The organism is Cellulophaga algicola DSM 14237 (genome assembly GCF_000186265.1).
Lineage (GTDB): Bacteria > Bacteroidota > Bacteroidia > Flavobacteriales > Flavobacteriaceae > Cellulophaga > Cellulophaga algicola.
Genome location: NC_014934.1, coordinates 3,588,561 through 3,609,560, shown reverse-complemented (window position 1 = coordinate 3,609,560; position 21,000 = coordinate 3,588,561). Strand labels below are relative to the sequence as shown.

The 21,000-nt window shown below is 28.9% G+C and carries 18 protein-coding genes; 16 read left to right on the top strand and 2 right to left on the bottom strand.

What is annotated here, in order from left to right:
- The first annotated feature begins 5 nt into the window (after positions 1–5).
- The 4 genes from CELAL_RS15730 to CELAL_RS15715 all read left to right on the top strand — a co-directional run bounded on the left by CELAL_RS15730 (position 6) and on the right by CELAL_RS15715 (position 5,085).
- A complete protein-coding gene (locus CELAL_RS15730) occupies positions 6–1,004 on the top strand; it encodes an SDR family oxidoreductase (protein WP_013551881.1) in 999 nt (332 codons plus the stop codon).
- Positions 1,005–1,008: 4 nt separating this feature from the next.
- Positions 1,009–2,289, top strand: coding sequence for a nucleotide sugar dehydrogenase (locus tag CELAL_RS15725; RefSeq protein WP_013551880.1), 1,281 nt, complete (start codon positions 1,009–1,011; stop codon positions 2,287–2,289).
- A gap of 166 nt (positions 2,290–2,455) precedes the next feature.
- Positions 2,456–3,187: a hypothetical protein gene (locus tag CELAL_RS21590; RefSeq protein ID WP_013551879.1), complete on the top strand. Its 732-nt coding sequence runs from the start codon at positions 2,456–2,458 to the stop codon at positions 3,185–3,187.
- Positions 3,188–3,207: 20 nt separating this feature from the next.
- Entirely contained in the window at positions 3,208–5,085 is a 1,878-nt protein-coding gene (locus CELAL_RS15715; RefSeq protein WP_013551878.1) for a right-handed parallel beta-helix repeat-containing protein, read from the top strand.
- A 674-nt stretch (positions 5,086–5,759) separates the two neighbouring features.
- Here the strand turns inward: CELAL_RS15715 and CELAL_RS15710 are convergent.
- On the bottom strand, positions 5,760–7,163 hold the full coding sequence (locus tag CELAL_RS15710) for a right-handed parallel beta-helix repeat-containing protein (protein WP_013551877.1): 1,404 nt from the start codon (positions 7,161–7,163) through the stop codon (positions 5,760–5,762).
- A 301-nt stretch (positions 7,164–7,464) separates the two neighbouring features.
- Between CELAL_RS15710 and CELAL_RS15705 the strand changes: the two genes are divergently transcribed.
- Positions 7,465–8,001, top strand: coding sequence for a serine O-acetyltransferase (locus CELAL_RS15705; RefSeq protein ID WP_041557765.1), 537 nt, complete (start codon positions 7,465–7,467; stop codon positions 7,999–8,001).
- A 5-nt stretch (positions 8,002–8,006) separates the two neighbouring features.
- Here CELAL_RS15705 and CELAL_RS15700 read toward each other — a convergent pair whose 3' ends face one another.
- Positions 8,007–9,278, bottom strand: coding sequence for a right-handed parallel beta-helix repeat-containing protein (locus CELAL_RS15700; RefSeq protein ID WP_013551875.1), 1,272 nt, complete (start codon positions 9,276–9,278; stop codon positions 8,007–8,009).
- Between the two features lie 146 nt (positions 9,279–9,424).
- On the opposite strand from CELAL_RS15700, the gene murJ reads away from it, so the two are divergent.
- Genes murJ through CELAL_RS21920 form a run of 11 tightly spaced genes read left to right on the top strand, consistent with a single transcriptional unit; the run spans position 9,425 to position 20,952 of the window.
- Positions 9,425–10,774: a murein biosynthesis integral membrane protein MurJ gene (gene murJ / locus CELAL_RS15695; protein WP_013551874.1), complete on the top strand. Its 1,350-nt coding sequence runs from the start codon at positions 9,425–9,427 to the stop codon at positions 10,772–10,774.
- Entirely contained in the window at positions 10,771–11,832 is a 1,062-nt protein-coding gene (locus CELAL_RS15690) for a glycosyltransferase family 4 protein (protein ID WP_013551873.1), read from the top strand. Before murJ ends, CELAL_RS15690 begins: the two co-directional genes overlap by 4 nt.
- Complete coding sequence (locus CELAL_RS15685; RefSeq protein ID WP_013551872.1) at positions 11,825–13,027, top strand: O-antigen ligase family protein; 1,203 nt, start codon at positions 11,825–11,827, stop codon at positions 13,025–13,027. Before CELAL_RS15690 ends, CELAL_RS15685 begins: the two co-directional genes overlap by 8 nt.
- A complete protein-coding gene (locus tag CELAL_RS15680; RefSeq protein ID WP_013551871.1) occupies positions 13,011–13,943 on the top strand; it encodes an ATP-grasp fold amidoligase family protein in 933 nt (310 codons plus the stop codon). Before CELAL_RS15685 ends, CELAL_RS15680 begins: the two co-directional genes overlap by 17 nt.
- 3 nt (positions 13,944–13,946) lie before the next feature.
- Entirely contained in the window at positions 13,947–14,528 is a 582-nt protein-coding gene (locus tag CELAL_RS15675) for a serine O-acetyltransferase (RefSeq protein WP_013551870.1), read from the top strand.
- Between the two features lies 1 nt (position 14,529).
- Positions 14,530–15,600, top strand: coding sequence for a glycosyltransferase (locus CELAL_RS15670; RefSeq protein WP_013551869.1), 1,071 nt, complete (start codon positions 14,530–14,532; stop codon positions 15,598–15,600).
- The gene (locus CELAL_RS15665) at positions 15,597–16,685 is read left to right on the top strand and encodes a glycosyltransferase (protein WP_013551868.1); all 1,089 of its coding nucleotides are present in this window, start codon (positions 15,597–15,599) and stop codon (positions 16,683–16,685) included. Before CELAL_RS15670 ends, CELAL_RS15665 begins: the two co-directional genes overlap by 4 nt.
- Positions 16,686–16,723: 38 nt before the next feature.
- Positions 16,724–17,881 (top strand): glycosyltransferase family 4 protein, encoded by a 1,158-nt coding sequence (locus CELAL_RS15660; protein ID WP_013551867.1) that lies wholly within the window; start codon positions 16,724–16,726, stop codon positions 17,879–17,881.
- Positions 17,868–18,521, top strand: coding sequence for a sugar transferase (locus tag CELAL_RS15655; RefSeq protein ID WP_013551866.1), 654 nt, complete (start codon positions 17,868–17,870; stop codon positions 18,519–18,521). Before CELAL_RS15660 ends, CELAL_RS15655 begins: the two co-directional genes overlap by 14 nt.
- Entirely contained in the window at positions 18,514–19,122 is a 609-nt protein-coding gene (locus CELAL_RS15650) for a sugar transferase (protein ID WP_013551865.1), read from the top strand. The genes CELAL_RS15655 and CELAL_RS15650 overlap by 8 nt, the downstream gene beginning before the upstream one ends.
- A gap of 57 nt (positions 19,123–19,179) precedes the next feature.
- Positions 19,180–20,952: a NeuD/PglB/VioB family sugar acetyltransferase gene (locus tag CELAL_RS21920; protein ID WP_013551864.1), complete on the top strand. Its 1,773-nt coding sequence runs from the start codon at positions 19,180–19,182 to the stop codon at positions 20,950–20,952.
- The last annotated feature ends 48 nt before the right edge of the window (positions 20,953–21,000 follow it).

Below are 21,000 nucleotides of genomic sequence, written 5' to 3'. Positions count from 1 at the left end.
AAAAAATGGATATTAAAGAATTAAATTTAGATTCAAATTTTCATATCTTAGTTACAGGTGGGGCTGGTTTTATAGGCTCTAACATTTGTGAATCCTTATTATCTAACGGTAATAAAGTTACTTGCTTAGACAATTTTTCCACAGGAAAAAGAGAAAATATACAACCCCTATTATTAAATTCTAATTTCACACTTATTGAGGGTGATATAAGAAAACTTGAAGATTGCTTGACAGCCTGCAAGGATGTTGATTTTGTATTACACGAAGCTGCGCTAGGATCTGTACCACGTTCAATAAATGATCCTATAACCAGCAATGATGTAAATGTATCAGGGTTCTTAAATATGCTAGTAGCGGCAAGAGATTCAAAAGTTAAACGCTTTATTTTCGCCGCAAGCTCGTCTACTTATGGAGATTCTGAAAGTTTACCAAAAATAGAGGATAACATTGGAAAACCGTTATCTCCTTATGCTATTACAAAATATGTTAATGAATTGTATGCCGAAATTTTTTCTAAAACTTACGGTCTAGAGACAATAGGATTAAGATACTTTAACGTTTTTGGAAGGAAACAAGATCCCAACGGGGCCTATGCTGCGGTAATTCCTAAATTTGTTATTCAGCTATTAAATCATGAATCCCCAACAATAAATGGGGATGGCTCTTACTCTAGAGATTTCACATATATAGATAACGTCATTGAAATGAACGTTAGAGCTATTACAACAACCAATTCAGACGCTATAAACACTGTTTATAATACCGCTTTTGGAGAACGAACCGATTTAACAGAGCTTATAACCCTGTTGAAAGAATACCTTGGAAAGTTTGACAATAAAATCAATAATATTGAAATAAAATATGGACCAAACAGACAAGGTGATGTGCCACACTCTTTGGCTTCCATTGATAAAGCGAAAAAATTGCTACAGTACGACCCCAAGTTTGATATAAAACAGGGGTTGAAAGAAGCTGTAAATTGGTATTATAAAAATTTAAAATAGAAAAATGAAAAATATAAAAATAGCAATCATCGGCCTTGGATATGTAGGCTTGCCTTTAGCTAGGTTATTTGCAACCAAATATTCTGTTGTTGGATTTGACATCAATAAACAAAGAGTAAATGATTTGAATACTGGCCATGATGCTACCTTAGAAGTTGATAACAAAACATTAAACGCTGTTTTAAAAAATAAATCTGACAGTAAATTAGGTCTTTATTGTTCTTATTCTATAGAAGACTTAAAAGATTGTAACTATTATATAGTAACAGTACCAACCCCTGTTGATAAAAATAACAGACCAGATTTAACCCCTCTATACAAGTCCAGCGAAACTGTTGCTTCAGTTCTAAAAAAAGGAGATATTGTTATTTATGAATCAACAGTATATCCTGGAGCTACAGAAGAAGAATGTATCCCTGTTTTAGAAAAAGTTAGTGGACTAAAGTTTAACACAGACTTCTTTGCTGGATATTCTCCAGAGCGCATTAACCCAGGGGACAAAGAGCATACGGTAGAAAAAATTTTAAAAGTAACTTCTGGGTCTACCCCAGAAATTGGTATTAAAGTAGATAACTTATACAAATCCGTAATTACAGCAGGTACGCACCTAGCCCCTACTATCAAGGTAGCCGAAGCAGCTAAAGTAATTGAAAACTCACAACGTGATATAAATATTGCTTTCGTTAATGAATTAGCAAAGATTTTCAATCTAATGAATATTGATACGCATGCTGTCTTAGAAGCTGCGGGTACCAAATGGAATTTTCTTCCCTTTAAGCCTGGTTTAGTCGGAGGACACTGCATAGGAGTTGACCCGTACTATTTAGCTCAAAAAGCACAAGAATATGGCTATCATCCAGAAATCATATTGGCTGGGCGAAGACTTAATGATAGCATGGGAGGCTATGTGGCTTCTGAAGTTATTAAATTAATGCTCAAAAATGATTTAAAAATTAAGAATGCTAAAATTTTAGTTTTAGGCATTACCTTTAAAGAGAATTGTCCTGATGTACGCAATACAAAGGCAGTAGACGTTATTTCTAATTTAAAAGAATACGGCATTGAAACTACTGTTTATGATCCATGGGCATCACCAGAGGAGGTATTACATGAATACAATCTAAATACAATTAAAGATATACCTTCTGAGAAATATAGCGCAATTGTTTTAACTGTCGCACATAAAGAATATGAGGAATTAGAATTAAATAATTATCTTGAAACAAATGGAGTCATTTATGATGTAAAAGGAGTCTTAAAATCTAAAGGCATCGCTAGATTATAAAAAATACTTTTAACGCTTTAAAGCCTTAATCTCAAAAAGATTAAGGCTTTATTTTTTTAAAAAAATTAGACACAAAAAACATCAAAAGTGTATTTGATCGAAAAAAAAAAGTATTTCATAGTCCAAAAAGTGTATTTTGTCGTAATTATACAAAAAACATTAACTAATGAAATTTTTAGCATTTTACATTTTTTTACTTTCTTTCATATCTGCCACTGGACAATGGACAGCTAACTCCAATGGATTGTACACTAGTCAAAAAGTTGGTATCAACACAACTAGCCCAAAAGCTAGTTTAGAAATTGTTTCAACTGTAAATGGTAAATCGCTATCGTTATATGGAAATAATAGAGATATTGATTTCTATATGGGCCACTCCAATTATTCTTATGGTTATTACTTAAGATACGCAGGAACAAAATCTGGTAATGAAAATAGCCTAGAACTCTGGACAAATAATCTAGAGGGTACCGATATTTTGTCTTATAAGATAAAACAAACTGGAAATATTTCCTTTTACCAAAAAGTAGGTATTGGAACAGAAGACACAGGAAATCACAAATTAGCGATAGAAGGATCTGTAGGCGCCAGAGAAGTGGTGGTTGAAGGCGATGGTTGGTCAGATTTTGTATTTAAAGAGAATTATAAATTACCAACACTTGACAGCGTTCAAAGCTACATAACAAAAAATGGTCACTTAAAAGATATTCCTAGCGCTAAAGATATTGAGAACAATGGAATTCCTTTAGGTAAAATGGATTCCAAATTATTGCAAAAAATTGAAGAACTTACTTTATATATTTTAGAGTTAAACAATAACCTTAAGAAGCAAGAAAAAGAAATTGAATCTTTAAAAATTGAAAATAATAATATCCAAAAATTAATTTCAAAAAATTAAATCAAAATTCAATTTCAATTATGAATTTCTCGTTAAATATTATCTCCAAGTATCTAATTTTAATAGTAATTAGTTTATCTATCACTAGTATTGAAGCTTCCGAAATTAAAGCTTCATCATTTGGCTACAATTCCAGTGATGCAACTACTGCCTTAAAGAATGCGCTAAATTCTTCTTATGACACTATAATAATTGATAAACAAAGTGGTCCATGGAAGATTGGTCCTTTAAGCTTAATTGACCTAAGTAATAAAGTCATTATTATCGAAAGTGGTGTGGTTATAGAGGGTATCACAGGTAAGTTTTACAACAGTACCGATGCACTGTTTAAATTCATTCGTCCAAATAATATAACTATAAATGGTTACGGCTCTACTTTTAAAATGGACACTGACAATTTAATTAAAAGCTATAGCAGAACAGAGCACAGACACAGCTTAAGCATATTAGGGGGGCTAAATGTTAAAGTAAACGGATTAAATATTGATGGAAGTGGCGGCGATGGAATTTACATTGCAAGGTATAATACTACAAATTCAAAAAACATAACAATCAAAGATGTAATATCTAAAAAAAATGCAAGAGACGGAATTTCTATAATTTCAGCAGATGGATTATATATTAGTAATTCCGAATTCAATGAATCCTACAAAGGTATATTAGGCTGTGGCGTTAACTTTGAACCCAACACCACTAATGATACATTAAAAGATATCATATTTAAAAATTGTAAGTTTATAAAAAACTATTACAGTGGCATTCAAATAAGCACCCTTCATTTGAATGGAAGCAGTGCATTATTAGATATCACAATTGAAGATTCTTATATATCAAATAATTCATATTTAAATTCCGTAGGTGCAGCCGAGATAAATATTGGTGTTGGAAGCAGTGTCTTAAATCCGGCAAAAGGAAGTGTGGATTTTATAAATACTAAAATAGAAAACGCAAAGGGTTATGCTATAAGCTCCAAATTACCTTCAAATTCATTTTCTGTAGATTTTACTAATACTGTGCTTAAAAATGTTGCAATAGAAAAAGGATCTCCTATAATACTTTCTACAAACAATTATTCAAATAACACCTTAGGTTTTGGTAACATAACATTTAATAACACCGAAATAGAGTACAGCAGAGATAGTCCTTTCACTGTAGTGTACGCATCTAAAACAAATGGCGGCATGTATAATGTAAATGGAAGCTTTACTATTGTAAACAGTGCTTTAAACATTAATAATGTTATAAAATATGATAATGTATCTGCTTTCAATAATGTCAAATTACAATATAAATTTGCCTCTATACTACCCAGTGATGTAAAAACTCCTCCTGTAACATCAAATTGTTCTGAAAACTTGAATTTGAGTACCACTGAAACTAAACCGTTTACAAAAAGCGCTCAAAAGACAATTACGTCAACATCTAGTATATTGCATTCAATCTCTGGAACTTCAACATATTCCGCTGGAGAAAAAATCACTTTAAAACCTGGTTTTAAAACAAATTCATCTTCTAATAAAAGACTTGTAATTAAAAATGAACCATGTACTTCTTCTTTATCTTCTTCAAGTTTAAAAGCTTCTTTAATTGAAAGTTCTGATTTTTTCGTATGGCCTTCAGATGATAGTGAAGAATTAATAAAAACTAAAGCCATTTTGACAGAAAATCCTGTTCAAAAAAACAGTTATTTGAGATTTGAAGCTGAAACAGATGAAATTGTTACCATTAGTATTTTCGATCTTCAATCGACTCTCGTAAAACAAATACTTGTCAACGAAAAATTCACAAAAGGAATACATGATGTAAAGGTTGACTTCAGTACTCTAAACGTAGGACTTTACATTATATCACTTCAAAAAATTAATGAAACAGTAGCTATTAAAGCCCTAAAAAATTAGGCTTCAGAATTTTAATAGGACTGACTGTGTATTAAAAAAATTAACGTAAGGTTAATCACAATAAAATATTGATCTTACTTATAAGAAAAAAATTAAAAATTTAATATAATTATGCCGATTGTTGTTGAGTTTAAGCAAATATTTTAGTTTATCTGAATAAGAAGAACGATAAGGTTCTAAGACCTCAAAACATTTTTGATTTTGAATTAGAAGATTCTTTTGAGGAATTTATAATTTTGTTTTGTAACTGAATATCAATTTATAATAGAGCCTATTGTATTAGAAATTATATTCAGTACTTTCCACATTCTTATACAAATTTGATAATATTTGTATATATTACTCCTATAAAATTAGTTGTATTGAGTATATTTCTCATACCTTGAGTTAAATAGAAAGAATCATTTATCTCAACATATTGAATTAATAGCACCCCAACTCTGCTTTGACTGATTCAGAGGGCGTTAAGCTATAAACTACCTAAAACCTAATACAATATTTTTTTTCAATATTAAGGTTGTTCAATGTAAATAATAATATTACATTAAATAAATTAAAAATTAAATTTATGGACCGGCACTTACCTTTACTATTTAGTCGACTAAGAAAAAATACACAGAAATAGAATATATTCAACTTAAAAGTGTAAAATTAAAAATCTCTATAAATATATTTTATTTTAAGTCTTCTAACAATATTGAAACATTGGTATTATTAATTTTATCATAATTACTATACTTAATAATTTGATTACCATTTTGGAGCATTTTAAAGTTACCCTGAATATCTTTTAAAGTTTTTAAGGTTTCCCAACCATTAATTGTTATTAGCGGAACCTCCGTAAAATACTCCACCTCGATGTTGTTAAAAGTAAAGCCACCTAAAGATTCCGTTTCACTACTGTAATCAGCAACTTCTAACGTGATTGGAGACTTAGAATTATCTCTACAGATATTCTTTAAAATACAATCTGTAAAAGTTACATGAAAACCTTCTGCTACTTTTCTACTATATAGCATTCCCCAATCACTACCGTCAATTGTCAATCTATCAAACTGCACATCACCCTGGACAAGACTACTACTATTACCTCCTATCACAATTTCACTATCGACATATGCATTTTCAATAGATGAATTAGAACTTGTAAAACAATCTGTAAAGTTTATTGAAATAGGACTAGAATTAGAAGTCAAATTACCTAAAGACAAAAGAATTCCTGCATGCTTATTTTTAGTAAAACTACAATTATTAAAATTAATATTTTGTAATATATCACTCTCCCTATTTGGTTCAAAATCCACACCAGACTCCGGCAAAGCACCATTTGTTTCTGAAAATAAACTATTAGAAACCCATACATTTTTAGCTGAAATAATACTAAAACCTTGTCTCTTATTATTGATTGATTTAATATCTTCTATAATAATGTTTTCAGAAAAGGTACCAGGATTTTCTGTTCCTGATAAATAAATACCATCGCCACCACTATCTCTAAATTCCAATCCTCTAATTGTAATACCAGAAGAGCCTCTAATAGATAAGGCATGCCTCCACTCTCCGTCTGTATACTCTTCTTTATTCATTTGAAAAGAAGCTCCATAACCATCAATAATTAAATCTTCACACATTATAAGATCAATTAATGAAGCACTTAATACACCAAAAGCAAATGCCTTTGAACGTATAACAACCCCTTCTTCTATGAAGATACGTTTATTATTAATACCAAATAACTTTAATGGCTCTATGATCCAATCAGCCTCTTGCTTGTCTATTATAATTACGCTATTGTTAGATTCTAGTGCTGCTTTCAAAGCTACTGTAGCGTTTTCTTTCGTATATCCAAATGTTGATGCCATAACTCCATTTTCCGGGTATATCTGCCCTTCTTTTAAAGTTACTGTGGGAATAGGAGTTGACACAGGAGGATCTACTGGATCAACCTCTTTGTCTTCTACAAGTTCTTCAGTAACTTCTTCTGCAACTACTACTTCTTCTAAGAAGTTATCGTTAGAGCATGCAGTGAAAAATGTTACCAACAAATAAATCAAGAGAATATTAAACGTATTTTTCATTTTTAATGTGATTTGAGGGGTATATATAAAGCGAAGTAGGTTGGCTTATTAATTGCTGATAATTAGTAAATGAGTTAATAATTATACTAAGTACGTTAATAAGTTCCTTTTAGTATGAAATGCACGATTTATTCGATGAAATACACATTTAGAGTATGTAAATGTTAATTTTAATTTAAAAAATAGTTGATATTATCAAAAACTTCAAAAAAAAAATGATCAAGTTTTAATTAATAAAAAAATGTTTAAAATTATATGTATAGCTTTGAATACAATAATTGCAATTAAAATATATTTATATATGAATGAGATAACTAAAAAAGACTTGTTTAGATACGCCGGTGAAACTTCAATGCTAAAAGGATTTAGAAAGGAAGGCTTCAGATACACCTACTTATTTAGAAAAGCATCAAAATATAAAAAGAGGTCTATCTTGGGCATATTTTATAGACTATTAGTTAAAAAATACAGCTATAAATATGGGTATCAAATACCTATAAATACCGAAATTGGAGAAGGTTTTTACTTGGGACATTTTGGACCAGTTGTAATAAATTCAAAAGCAAAAATTGGCAAAAATTGTAATATCGCCCACAATACTACTATAGGACAATCAAACAGAGGCAGATTAAAGGGGTACCCTACCTTAGGTAATAAGGTCTGGGTTGGAACTGGATCTGTAATTGTTGGAAAAGTATTTATTGGGAACAACGTTTTAATAGCCCCCAATAGTTATGTAAACATGGATGTCCCTGACAATTCAATTGTCATGGGCAACCCATCTAATATTATCCTTAAAGAAAATGCTACAGAAGATTATATAAATTATATGCTATAATTATATTAATGCCTTGAATATATATAATTCAACTCAATATCTACATCTTTGTTATTCTTTTTATCATAATTAATATATTCTACCTCTTTAACAGTATTGCTAATTAAATTAATTGTACCCTTAATATTTGTTACACCTTTTAATGTGTTCAAATGCGACCCTCTCACCCTTAAATAAGGTGCTTTTGAATAATATTCTAATTGTAAATTTTCAAAATAATACCCACCAAGGAAATATGTTTCTTTATAATAATCCGGCACCTCTAAATTAATAACTGCACTCTTTTCATTTTTAGATATATTATTCACCACGCAATCTTTAAAAGTTACCGTGTACGCATTACTTGTTTTTCTACTATAAAAAAAACTCCACTCAGAGTCTTTAACCAAGCATTTATTAAATATAACATGACCTTTAACAGGGTTTTCCTTTTTAGCTGTAAACACTAACTCAGCTTTAGCATAGGGGTTTTCAAGACTGTGATTATTAGATATAACACAATTATTAAATGTAACACTAACAGGAGTTGAATTAGAATTTAATTTACTCAACGCTAAAAGAATACCTGAATGTCCGTTTTTTTCGAATAAGCAATTATTAAAATTTATATCAACTACTCTATCCTGTTCTGAATTTGGCTCAATGTCTATACCTGCTTCTGGTAATGCTCCATTTGTATCACAAAACATAGAATTTTCAATCACTACGTGTTCCGCGCTTATAATTGATAATCCTTGCCTTTTATTATTTTGACAAATAATTTCGTTCAAATGAATATTTGAACTAAAACTTCTAGTACTACTTCCTGATATGTAAACACCATCTCCTCCTGAATCCATTATATGTAATTTTTCTATAAACACATTGTTACATCCCAAAAGACTTATTGCATTACGCCATTCGCCATTTACATATTCTTCCTTGTTCATAGATAATTTACCATTATTACCTATAATAATTATATTATTACTATTGATAAATTTGAGTAATACATCATTCGTTCTTTTAAATGCCTTTGGTTTGGCTCTAAGAGACACACCGTCCTCAAATATTATTGTTTTGTTATAAACATTAAACAAAGTAATTGGATCTAAAAAATAATCTTCAATATTACTTTTAATAATTATACTATCAATATTTGAATTTAACGCTAACTTAAGTTCATCTGTTAAATCAAAATTTAAACTTGTGGTTTTTTCTGGTATCTTAATAGATTTTGCAACACATATATTTTGAATTGAAATAAGAATAATTATGATAATAAATTTTTGAAACATATTTTAATTATTTTACAAAAGCCCCGTATAACTTATATTAACTTGAGTTAATCGAAAAAAATAAATATAATATAATTAAACGAAAATATAATGATGATATTTGCATTTTGCAACATGATCTATCTAAAAAGAAAAAGTTTATTTTAATGAATAACAAGTATTTCGACATTTTTTTAAATAAAATAAAGAGTGTCTCAAAGAATCAAGTTGCCAGAAATTTCTTTATTGTAGGAGTTGTTACTTTATTGGTAAAAATTATTTCATTTTATAAAGAAGCTCTAATCGCAAGAACCTTTGGCCTATCAGAATTATTAGATACATTTTATCTTTCAATTCTAATACCCACTTTTTTGCAAACAGTTTTTATCGGCTCCTTGAAAAACCTATTCATACCTAATTATATAGTTGAATCAAAAAAAGGGGAGGACTTAGGTAGCTTTCAATCTGTAAGTTTTTTAATTGTTCTTATTTTAGTAACCATTTTAAGCCTTTTTGCATTAATATTTGTTTATTTCTTTTTAGAGCTAACCTTTCCTGGACATGACCTAAAGTATTATGACTTAATAAGAACGCAATTTTATATTGTATTACCCTGTATTTTCTTCTGGGGTATGGCATCTCTAATTTCTGGATTAATAGAAATAAAGGGCAAATTTTTAATTACATCTTTAACACCAATTTTCACAGCATTTACTACATTGATATGCTTGTTCTTTTACAAGGGTTATCTAGGGGATTTTGTATTGGCTGTAGGCTTATTAACCGGTAGTATCATTAGCTTTTTTGTTTTATGCTTCTATTCTAAATCTAAAAATTTAATAATCTTATCAAAACCACAGAAGAGTGAGAATATATCGATAATGATTAAACAATTACCTCCCAAAATTTTCTCTGGTTTATTTACTGGTTTAAATGGTTTTGTTGATCAATTCTTTGCAGCCCAATTAATTGTAGGATCTATAACAGCCATCAATTATGGTATTAAAATTCCTTCATTTGTTGTTGGCATCCTGATAATGGCTATTGGTAACGTTTTGTTACCACATTTTTCAAAATTAGTTGTAGAAGACATAAATAACGCCTATAAATACCTATTTAAAGTACTCAAAATCTTGTTTATTGTTACTCTTGCAATTACAGGAATATTCGTTTACTTCTCAGAATATATTGTTTGGTTATTATTCGAGAAAGATCAATTTACTGCTCAGGATACCCAAGTAGTGTATCAAATACAACAAATAGCTTTAATTTATATCCCTTTTTATTTAACTACTTTAGTAACTGTTAAATTTTTGACAGCTATAAACAAAAATAAATTTATGGCTTGGACGTCTCTTTGGAACCTAGCACTAAATATTATTTTAAATATCATTTTCATTAAATATTACAAAGTCTACGGCTTAGTATTAAGTACCACATTAGTATATATTATAAGTAGTTTTATATACTTTGCTTACACTATAAAACAATATAAATTACAAAAAATAGAAATATGAAAATAGACTTTATTATTTCTGCTTTACATGGTGGCGGTGCGGAAAGGGTTATGGTATTACTAGCTGAATATTTTTCTAAAAAAAATCATACTGTAAGTTTAATAACATTTAACGATGGAGAATTTTATGAGCTTAATGAAAATATTACTCGCGTAAAATTGCATCATGGTAAAATAAAAAACCATAAAATTAGGTCTTTCATAAATCTACTTAGCTATTACAAATTAAAAAATAATAGACCAGATTATATAATATCATTTCTAACTCTAATAAATTTAATAACAATTATAGTTGCTAAATTTTACAGTATAAATATAATTGCCTCAGAACATATAAATCATCTACAGCAAAAATCTAAGTTAGCTTTATTTACAAAAAAATATATTTATAAATATGCAAATTACGTAACTGTATTAACTTCTTATGATGTTAATTATTATCAAAAACTTAAAGCAAATGTGGTTGTAATGCCAAATCCAAGTACTTTTAGTTCGTTTAATGAAATAGGTAATATCAGAAACAAAACAATAATTGCTATTGGTAATTTAGACAGATATAATCATAAGGGTTTTGATAATCTAATCTCAATTATAGCGCCTATTTTTTCAAAACATCCAGATTGGACTCTTAAAATTATTGGCGCAGGAGATCTTGGAATGACTTTCCTTCAAAGTTTAGTAGAAAAACATAATATAAATTCAAATGTAGAATTTTTAGGATTTAAAAGTAATGTATCTAAGTACATGCAAGAATCTGAAATATTCGTTTTATCTTCTCGATTTGAAGGATTACCTATGGTTTTGATAGAAGCAATGTCTCAAGGAATGGCTTGTATAGCCTATGATTGTGTTACTGGTCCTTCTGATATTATAAAAAACAATTATAATGGACTTCTTATCGATGATCAGGATAGTACGAAGATGCGTGAAGGAATTATTTCATTAATAAATGATGAAAACCTTAGAGCTAAATTAAAAAACAACTCTACTGAAAGTATAAAAAAATATGATATAGAAAACATATATCAACAGTGGTTAAAATTATTGAAAGATGGATAAATTAAAATATTTAATTTACATTTTCTTCTATGTGCCGATATTTTATAGTTGTTTAAATTTACAGGTTTTCATAACGAATTTTATATCTGTAAGTCTTGGTCAAATATCTGCTTATTTAATGATAGCATTTATTTTTGCAGGTATTCTTTTGGTGTTGAAAAAAAGCGAAGAAAAAGCTCCATTAATAAAATTATGGATTGCTTTTTATTTTTTATATTATACGTTTTCACTAATTGCAAGCGCAGTTCTAGGGAACGAAGCTGACATTTTAAAAACACTGGTTTATATAACCTATTTTTTAGGATTTTCTGTTCTTTTAAGTATTCCAGAGTATAGAAAACTTACATTAAAAGTATTAACTATTACATTTTTCACCACTACATTGTTATTAATTTACTTCAAATTTATTAATTTCTCAGTAGATGTCAGCGGTATTTATGAATATAACTTAGATAGAGCTGGTGGAGTATATGGAGATGCCAACAATGCTGCGGTATCTTCTTTGCTTTCATTCATATTTATAAATCAAAGTTTAAAAAATTCCAAAAATAAATACCTTAAATATATTAAGCTAGTAGGAATGCTCATTTCATTCTATGCCGTCTTATTGACTTTTTCTAAAACTGGATTTGTCGTTGCATTGTTAGTAATAATGCTTGTTAATTATAAATTATTTACACCTAAAAGAATATTATTTACAATAATTTTTGTGCCCATCCTTTTAATAGGCTCCATAAACCTTGCTCTTAGTAGTGGAAAACTATCTACGGTTCAACAAACTCGTGTCGAAAATATAGCAAGTATTTTAACATTAGAAACAGATAATGTTGGTTTATCTGGGCGAGATTACCTTTTACAAAACATGTTAAACTACATCAATGAAAACCCAATAATTGGCAATGGACTAAGGTTCTCAAATATTATCAGAGGACATAATACAATTCTAGGAGTATGGGCAGATGCTGGAATATTTACATTCATATTTTTTATAATTCTACTTATTACTTATGTAAAATCCTCATTTACATCTAACAGTAATGTAAAATACTTTTCTTTAGCAATACTTTGCACATTATATATTTTCATGTTGAGCTTACAGACCATAATAAATCAAGGCTACATAATGGTAGTATTTGTTTATTTAGCATATAACATTAACGACAATCAAATAAAAAAACATGAGTATAAACCCTGAATATTATAAAACGCCAGAATATAATATATTTAACAAAATAATTAGAAGTTTCTATAACTTTTATAGGTATAATATTTTATCTGATGAAAAATATGTAAAAAGAAGGTTTTTAAAAGCACATGGATTTGAACTAGATTTAGAAAATCCTAAAACTTTAAATGAAAAAATAAATTGCTTAAAATTAAATGATAGAAGGCCATTACATACTGAGTTAGCGGATAAATTAAGCGTTAGAGAATATATTAAAAAAAATATAGGGGAAGAATACTTAGTCCCTTTATTATTTTCAACAAATAAAGTTGATGATATAAAACCTGAAAATTTACCAGAAGCTCCATTCATTATAAAGGCAAATCACGATAGCTCTGGAGGAATCGTAATTATAGATAAAGCAAGTGCAAATTGGGATGAAATTAGGCAAGAACTTAATAGAAGACTTGCTTTAAATTACTACGACAGAAGCAAAGAATGGCAATATAAAAATATTGAGAAAAAAATAATTATTGAGGATTTATTAATTGATGAAGGAGGAAAAGCTCCAAAAGATTATAAATTTCATATTCTAAATCATAAAACAGAGACAATTTCTGTGGATGCTAGTAGAGGATCAATAGAGCATAAAAGAAATTGGTATAACTCGAAATGGGAAAGATCTCCTTTTTATTGGCCCTCCTATAAAAACGGAAAGCCCTATGCTATTCCCGCAGATTATGAAATAAAAAGGCCCTACAATTTAAATAAAATGATTACACTATCTGAAATACTGTCAAAAGAATTTCCTTATGTTAGAGTTGATTGGTATGAAGTTGATAATAAATTATATTTTGGCGAAATAACTTTTCATCATGATTCAGGTTATAGTCCTATAATTGAAAAAGAATGGGATATAAAACTAGGTGAAAAATTAAAATTATAAAATATGATTAATTCCAAAGCTGATTTAAAAAAATATATTGAAGCTGATAAAATCGCAAAAAATATTGATGACTCTAGTATCAAAAGCAAGATTCAGTCATTCTTATATCCAGAACCTATCTGGAAATTTCAAAAACTTTTAAGAAAAACTGAATATTATCAAAATAAAAACAAAAACATATTTGAGAAAGTATACTTCTACTTACTTCTTATGAAGTACAAAAAATTATCTCTTAATTTAGGATATTCTATACCAAGAAATGTTTTTGGTCCTGGATTAGCAATCATGCATTACGGTACAATAGTAATTAATAGTAAAACTAAAATTGGAAAAAATTGCAGAATACATGTCTGCGTAAATATTGGTGCATCGGGAGGAAAACCAGAAGCTCCTCAAATAGGTGATAATGTATACATTGGACCAGGCGCTAAAATTTACGGAGATATCTCAATTGCGAACAATATTGCTATAGCGGCTAATGCAAGTGTCGGTAAATCTTTTACTGAAGAAAATATCGTTATTGGTGGGGTTCCCGCAAAAAAAATTAAAGAATTTGATATTAAAACAATCCTAAAACATTTATAACTTGAAAATTAAAGTTCTATTTATTCTACCATCGCTGAGAGCAGGAGGCGCAGAAAGAGTCATGTCATTTATCTCTCAATCAATTGATAAAAATAAGTTTGCACCTACTCTACTTGTTATTGAAAGTGAATCTGAAAGTGTTTATGAAATTGAAGGTATACCTTGCGTTTATTTATCAAAAAAAAGAACTTTAAATGCTTTTGGCGCTATATTTAATTTCTTAAGAAAAGAAAAACCAGATGTAGTTTTGAGCACACTTGCTCATGTAAACACCATGATGGCCATACAATCTATTTGGTTTAGAAAAATTAAATTTATAGGTCGTGAAGCAAATGTGCTGAGTGTATTAGGAAAAATACAAAAAAACAATAGTTTGCTACATAAAGTATTTTCTGCAAAAAAATTTTATAATTTGCTTGACATTCTCATTTGTCAATCTGAAGATATGAAAAATGACATGATTGCTAATTATAATTTAAAACCAGAAAATATAACTGTAATTAACAATCCAATTTCTGATAAATTCAATTTAAAAGAAAAGAACACTATAAGCGAAGTACCCAATTTTATAACGGTAGGCGCTTTAGAGAAAAGAAAGGGACATGAAAGGATATTAGAATCTCTTTCGATGCTTGATTTTAATTTTAAATACACTATTGTAGGAAAGGGTTCTGAAAAAGAAAATATTGAATTAAAAGCTGCTAAATTAGGCTTGAGCAATAAGATTAAATTTATTCCTTTTTCCAATGATATTAACACCTATTTACACGAAAGTAATCTATTCTTATTGGGGTCTTTTGTTGAAGGTTTTCCTAATGCTTTAATTGAGGCCATTGCTACAGGAACAAAGGCTATAGTATTCAACTGCCCTGGAGGAATCAATGAAATATTAGAGCCAGGAATTAATGGATATATAGCAGAAACTAAAGAAGAATATTCTCACTATATTAAGATGGCTTTAAATGAAAATTCAGATCCTAAGGTAATAGCAAAAGGTGTTAGGGAGCGATACGATCGTGATAAAATCTTAAAATTATACGAAAATTTATTTTTGAAACTTAACGAAAGATGAAAATTTTACAAGCAATAAATTCTTTAGCCACTGGAGGTGCTGAAAAATTGGTAATAGATTTAATAGATAAACTTTCTCTAAAAGGTTTTGAAGTATCTCTACTATTATTAGACGGAGGCGACAGTGTTTTTTTGAAAAAGTTAAAAAGTAAACATCCAAAAATTAAAATTTACGCACTTGGTGAAAATAAAAATATTTACAAACCAAAAAATATTCTAAAAATTAGAGCTATTATTAAAAATTACGATCTTGTTCATGTTCATTTATTCCCTATGTTCTACTGGGTAGCATTTGCAAATTTTTTCAAATTTAAACCTTGTAAATTACTATTTACGGAACATAATACAACTAATAAAAGAAGAAATAAAAAAAGTATAAAATTAGTTGAAAAATTTATTTACAAGCAATATGATAAAATAATAACAATTTCTGACGCCGTAGATGTAAATCTAAAGGAACACTTATCACCTTCTTACGATAAACGTATAGAATTAGTTTACAATGGAATAAATTTAGAAGAAATAAAAAAGGCTAATCCCTTAGACTTATCTGAGTTTAATATTCCTATAAATTCTAAAATAATTTTACAAGTATCAAGTTTTACCGCTCAAAAAAGTCAGGATATTGCTATAAAGGCATTAGTGAAACTTCCAGAAAATTTTCATCTAATATTAATTGGAGATGGAGTTACAAAAGAAACGAATCTCAATTTAGCTAAAGAAATAAATGTTTTAGACAGAGCACATTTTCTAGGGGTAAGAGGTGATGTTCCTCAATTCTTAAAAACCGTAGACTTTGTGGTTTTAGCATCTAAATATGAAGGATTATCTCTTGCTAGTGTAGAAGGACTTGCATCAGGAAAACCTTTTTTAGCGTCAAATTCACCTGGATTAAAAGAAGTCGTAGAAAATGCCGGAATTTTATTCGAAAATGAAGATGACCTTTCAGCAAAAATTTTAGAACTAAATAATGACCATAAATTTTATAATGAGATAGTTCTCAAATGTAAAACTAAATCTGAAAACTATAACATTGAAAAAATGGTGGATGCTTATGTTAAAATATATAATAGTTTACTAAAATAGGAACACCTGTATACTTTTAGTAAACTCAATAATAAATTATGAAGAAAAAAATTATTAGAATTACAACAGTACCTCAATCTTTAGGCGGCCTTTTAACAGGACAATTAAAATTTATGAAGGATTATTATGATGTAATAGGAATATCTAGTAATGAACAAGTTTTAAAAAATGTAGGAGTAAAAGAAGGAATAAACGTAATTCCTCTAGAAATGACCAGATCAATAACTCCTTTTAAAGATTTGAAAGCCATCATTGATTTATACAAAATACTTAAAAAAGAAAAGCCTTTCATCGTTCATAGTCATACACCAAAAGCAGGAATGGTTGCTATGATTGCTTCAAAATTTGCAAGAGTTCCTAATAGGTTACATACTATTGCTGGTTTACCGCTATTAGAGGCTACCGGTCTCAAAAGAACGCTTTTAAATACTGTTGAAAAAATCACATATGGGTGTGCTACTAAAATTTATCCCAACTCATATGGATTAAAAAAAATAATATTAGAAGAGAGATTCACAATCGATAAAAAATTGAAAGTCATAGGAAATGGCAGTTCTAATGGTATAGATACCTCTATTTTTGATCCAAAACTTTATACTGAAGAACAAAAAAAACAACTTAAAAAATCATTAAATATAAATGATAATGATGTTATTTACACTTTCGTAGGTAGGCTAGTTAAGGATAAAGGAATTAATGAATTGGTTGCTGCGTTTAATCAATTAGAGAAAGAAAAAGAAAATGTAAAATTATTATTGGTAGGCGCTTATGAATCAGAATTAGATCCTTTGAGCCCTGATACATTACTTTTTATCGAAAAAAACTTAAATATTATAAATGTTGGTTGGCAAAACGATGTAAGACCTTATTTTTCAATTTCAAATTTCCTTACATTTCCTAGTTATAGGGAGGGTTTTCCAAATGTCGTACTTCAAGCTAGTGCTATGAAATTATATAGTATTGTTACTGATATAAATGGTTGTAATGAAATCATTATAGAAGGTCTAAATGGAACAATTATTCCTACTAAAAACACAAAAGTATTATATACTAAAATGTTTAATCTACATGACAAAAATATTGCAGATATAGATCTTGAAAAATGTAGAAGCCTAATAATTGAAAAATATGAAAGAACTTTTGTTTGGAAAAAACTCCTTGAAGAATATCAAAGTTTAGAAAATGAAATTAATTAAGTTCATCAATAGAACTATGTACAAAAAGTTTTTAAAACGAATTATAGATTTCTGTATCGCACTAGCCCTGTTATTTATTTTATCCCCTATTTTTTTTAGTTTAATTATAATTAACGCAATTATAAACGGGAATCCTTTTTTTACACAACTTAGACCTGGAAAAAATGAAATAATTTTTCAAGTTATAAAGTTTAAAACAATGAACGATAAAAAAGATAAGAACAATATTATCTTACCCGATAATGAAAGATTAACTAAATTTGGCATCTTTTTAAGAAAGACATCTTTAGATGAGATACCACAATTAATAAATGTACTCAAAGGAGACATGAGCCTTATAGGTCCAAGACCACTTTTAGTACAATATTTACCATATTACAATACCAAAGAAAAATTGAGACATACGGTTAGGCCTGGAATAACTGGATTAGCCCAAATTTCAGGTAGAAATTTTATTTCATGGGAAGAAAAATTTAAATTTGATATAGAATATGTTAATAAAGTTTCACTGCTATTGGATTTAAGAATAATATTACAAACTATTTCAAAAGTCATTAATCGCAAAGACGTAGCAGTTGCAACAAACGAAGTAAGTGAATACTTTGACGCTTACAGAAAAAAACAATTTAGAAATGTATAAAATACTAGTAAAGCGAATATTGGATATTATAATAGCTGCTTTTGCTTTTTTACTTTTATCACCTTTTTTTATAAGCGTAGCTTTAATTTTATTATTTACCAATAATGGAAAACCTTTTTTCTTTCATCCTAGACCAGGAAAGGATGGAAAAATATTTAAAGTGATAAAGTTCAAATCTATGAACGACAAAAAGGATGAGAATGGTGAATTTCTACCTTTTCATTTAAGAGTTACCAAGTTTGGTAATTTTATCCGAAAATATTCTTTAGATGAAATACCGCAACTCTTAAATGTTCTCAAAGGAGATATGAGCTTAATAGGCCCTAGGCCTCTTTTAGTACAATATTTACCTTTATATAATACAGAACAAGCAAGAAGACATGATCTAAAACCGGGCATAACAGGCTGGGCGCAAGTAAATGGTAGAAACGCCATCTCGTGGGAGAAAAAATTTGAACTCGATGTTTGGTATGTTGATCATATTTCATTTTTTTTAGATGTTAAAATTTTATTATTAACGCTAAAAAAGGTGCTAATTAGAGAAGGGGTAAATGCGAGTGAAAATGTAAATATGACTACCTTTACAGGGAGTAACAACTAAGGTTATTCCTTTATTTTAAATTTCTACTTTATACAACACATAAATCTATAAACTAGCATGAAAAATGCCGTAATATTGGGTGGAGGTACTTATGGTGAAGTATTTTTAACCTATTTAACAGAACAAAATTTTAATGTCATTGGTTTTATTGATGATAATAAAGAGAGCCTTGGAAAATTGATCCATGGTGTTCCTGTTTTAGGTGATTTTAAAGATTTAATTAAAAATAACTTTGCTCAAAAAGTACATCAGGTATTTTGCCCAATTGGAGATAATATTGTTAGAACAAAATATTTAGGAATCTTAAATAGAGAAGGCTTTGAAACTCCTAACTTTATCCATGATACTGCTTTAATTAATAAAGATGTACAAATAGGTAATGGTGTTTATTTATTACCGGGAGTAATGATTATGCCACATACCAAATTAGAAGACTATGTGATCATAAGCATGGGGAGCCATATTGCGCATCATACCCTAATCAAAAGAGGAACATTTATTTCTACAGGAGTTAACATTGGAGCAGGAATACTTATAAAAAGAAAAGCTTTCTTAGGGATTAGCTCTACCATAATGACTGGAGTAAAAGTTATTGGAGAAAATACGGTGATTGGATCAGGAGCGGTAGTCATTAGAGATGTTGAAGATAACCATGTAGTAGCAGGAGTTCCTGCAAAAACACTTAAAATTAGAGTTCCAATAAACGATGATGAACCACAACTAGATAAGCCTAAAATTAAAGACCTTAAACTTTTAGGATATAGTTTACAATGTTTAAATCTTAGAACTAAAGATGATAATGATACCTATAAAACAAATTTAAAAAACTTTATAGGTTATGATGCTTTTTATAAAACAGAATTATTTAGCGTAAATAATACCGAAACAGAGCATTTGAAATATTTTACATTAAAGAAAAAAAATATAATAATTGCACTAATGCCGTTCTCTTTGCGTAAAATTATTTTACATGATAAAGACACCACCTATTATGATGCAAGCTCATTTTATGGGTATAGTGGTCCGCTATTTAATGAAGAGATAACAGGAAGTGACATTGATATCTTTTGGCATTTAGTGGATGATTGGTATAAAAACAACAAAGTAATTACGGAGTTTCTACGGTTTAATTTAGAGGGCAACTATAAACAGTATTCCGGAAATTTAATCCCGACACTTAACAATGTAAAAGGAAAAATTTTAACTGATGAAACACAGCAATGGGATGGTTTTATTCCTAAAGTGAGAAATAATTACCGCAAGGCAATTGCCAATGGTTTACATTCAAAAATTTACCACGGCCAAATAGAAGAAAGTACGATAGAAACTTTTTATGACATCTATATTAGTACTATGGACCGAAATAATGCGGATAGTACCTATTACTTTAGTTTAAGTTATTTTAAAAATTTAATTCTCTCGAATCCCAGCAGTACCGCAATTATTTTAATATTTAAAGACGAAACACCTATTTCATCAGAGCTAATATTATTAAACAGAGATACCATGTACTCTTTTCTTGGAGGAACTTTACAAAGTCATTTTGATTTTAGACCAAATGATTTTCTAAAAATGGAAGCCATTAAATGGGGACGTGAAAATGGATATGCCAATTACATATTGGGTGGAGGAAGAGCAAATGAGGATAGTTTATATAAATACAAAAAAACGTTCTTTCCAAAAAATGAGGATGCAATATACTATACTGGAAGAAAAATACTCAATGAAGTGGTCTATGAAAAACTAACTACGCTTGCTAAAAAACATACTTATAAAATAAATAAACAAGATATACTCCAAGATTTTTTCCCGTTATATCGGAAAGAGTAAAAAATAAATTCAGTTTAAAACTAGGTGTATTGATTTTAAAAGAGCCTA

What these genes read in the sequence shown, in the direction of transcription:
- CELAL_RS15700 (WP_013551875.1), bottom strand. Translation starts at nt 9,278, where the DNA reads ATGTTTCAAAAATTTATTATCATAATTATTCTTATTTCAATTCAAAAT.
- CELAL_RS15710 (WP_013551877.1), bottom strand. Translation starts at nt 7,163, where the DNA reads ATGAAAAATACGTTTAATATTCTCTTGATTTATTTGTTGGTAACATTT.
- CELAL_RS15715 (WP_013551878.1), top strand. Translation starts at nt 3,208, where the DNA reads ATGAATTTCTCGTTAAATATTATCTCCAAGTATCTAATTTTAATAGTA.
- CELAL_RS15685 (WP_013551872.1), top strand. Translation starts at nt 11,825, where the DNA reads ATGGATAAATTAAAATATTTAATTTACATTTTCTTCTATGTGCCGATA.
- CELAL_RS15650 (WP_013551865.1), top strand. Translation starts at nt 18,514, where the DNA reads ATGTATAAAATACTAGTAAAGCGAATATTGGATATTATAATAGCTGCT.
- CELAL_RS15730 (WP_013551881.1), top strand. Translation starts at nt 6, where the DNA reads ATGGATATTAAAGAATTAAATTTAGATTCAAATTTTCATATCTTAGTT.
- murJ (WP_013551874.1), top strand. Translation starts at nt 9,425, where the DNA reads ATGAATAACAAGTATTTCGACATTTTTTTAAATAAAATAAAGAGTGTC.
- CELAL_RS15690 (WP_013551873.1), top strand. Translation starts at nt 10,771, where the DNA reads ATGAAAATAGACTTTATTATTTCTGCTTTACATGGTGGCGGTGCGGAA.
- CELAL_RS21920 (WP_013551864.1), top strand. Translation starts at nt 19,180, where the DNA reads ATGAAAAATGCCGTAATATTGGGTGGAGGTACTTATGGTGAAGTATTT.
- CELAL_RS15655 (WP_013551866.1), top strand. Translation starts at nt 17,868, where the DNA reads ATGAAATTAATTAAGTTCATCAATAGAACTATGTACAAAAAGTTTTTA.
- CELAL_RS15665 (WP_013551868.1), top strand. Translation starts at nt 15,597, where the DNA reads ATGAAAATTTTACAAGCAATAAATTCTTTAGCCACTGGAGGTGCTGAA.
- CELAL_RS15680 (WP_013551871.1), top strand. Translation starts at nt 13,011, where the DNA reads ATGAGTATAAACCCTGAATATTATAAAACGCCAGAATATAATATATTT.
- CELAL_RS15675 (WP_013551870.1), top strand. Translation starts at nt 13,947, where the DNA reads ATGATTAATTCCAAAGCTGATTTAAAAAAATATATTGAAGCTGATAAA.
- CELAL_RS15725 (WP_013551880.1), top strand. Translation starts at nt 1,009, where the DNA reads ATGAAAAATATAAAAATAGCAATCATCGGCCTTGGATATGTAGGCTTG.
- CELAL_RS15660 (WP_013551867.1), top strand. Translation starts at nt 16,724, where the DNA reads ATGAAGAAAAAAATTATTAGAATTACAACAGTACCTCAATCTTTAGGC.
- CELAL_RS15705 (WP_041557765.1), top strand. Translation starts at nt 7,465, where the DNA reads ATGAATGAGATAACTAAAAAAGACTTGTTTAGATACGCCGGTGAAACT.
- CELAL_RS21590 (WP_013551879.1), top strand. Translation starts at nt 2,456, where the DNA reads ATGAAATTTTTAGCATTTTACATTTTTTTACTTTCTTTCATATCTGCC.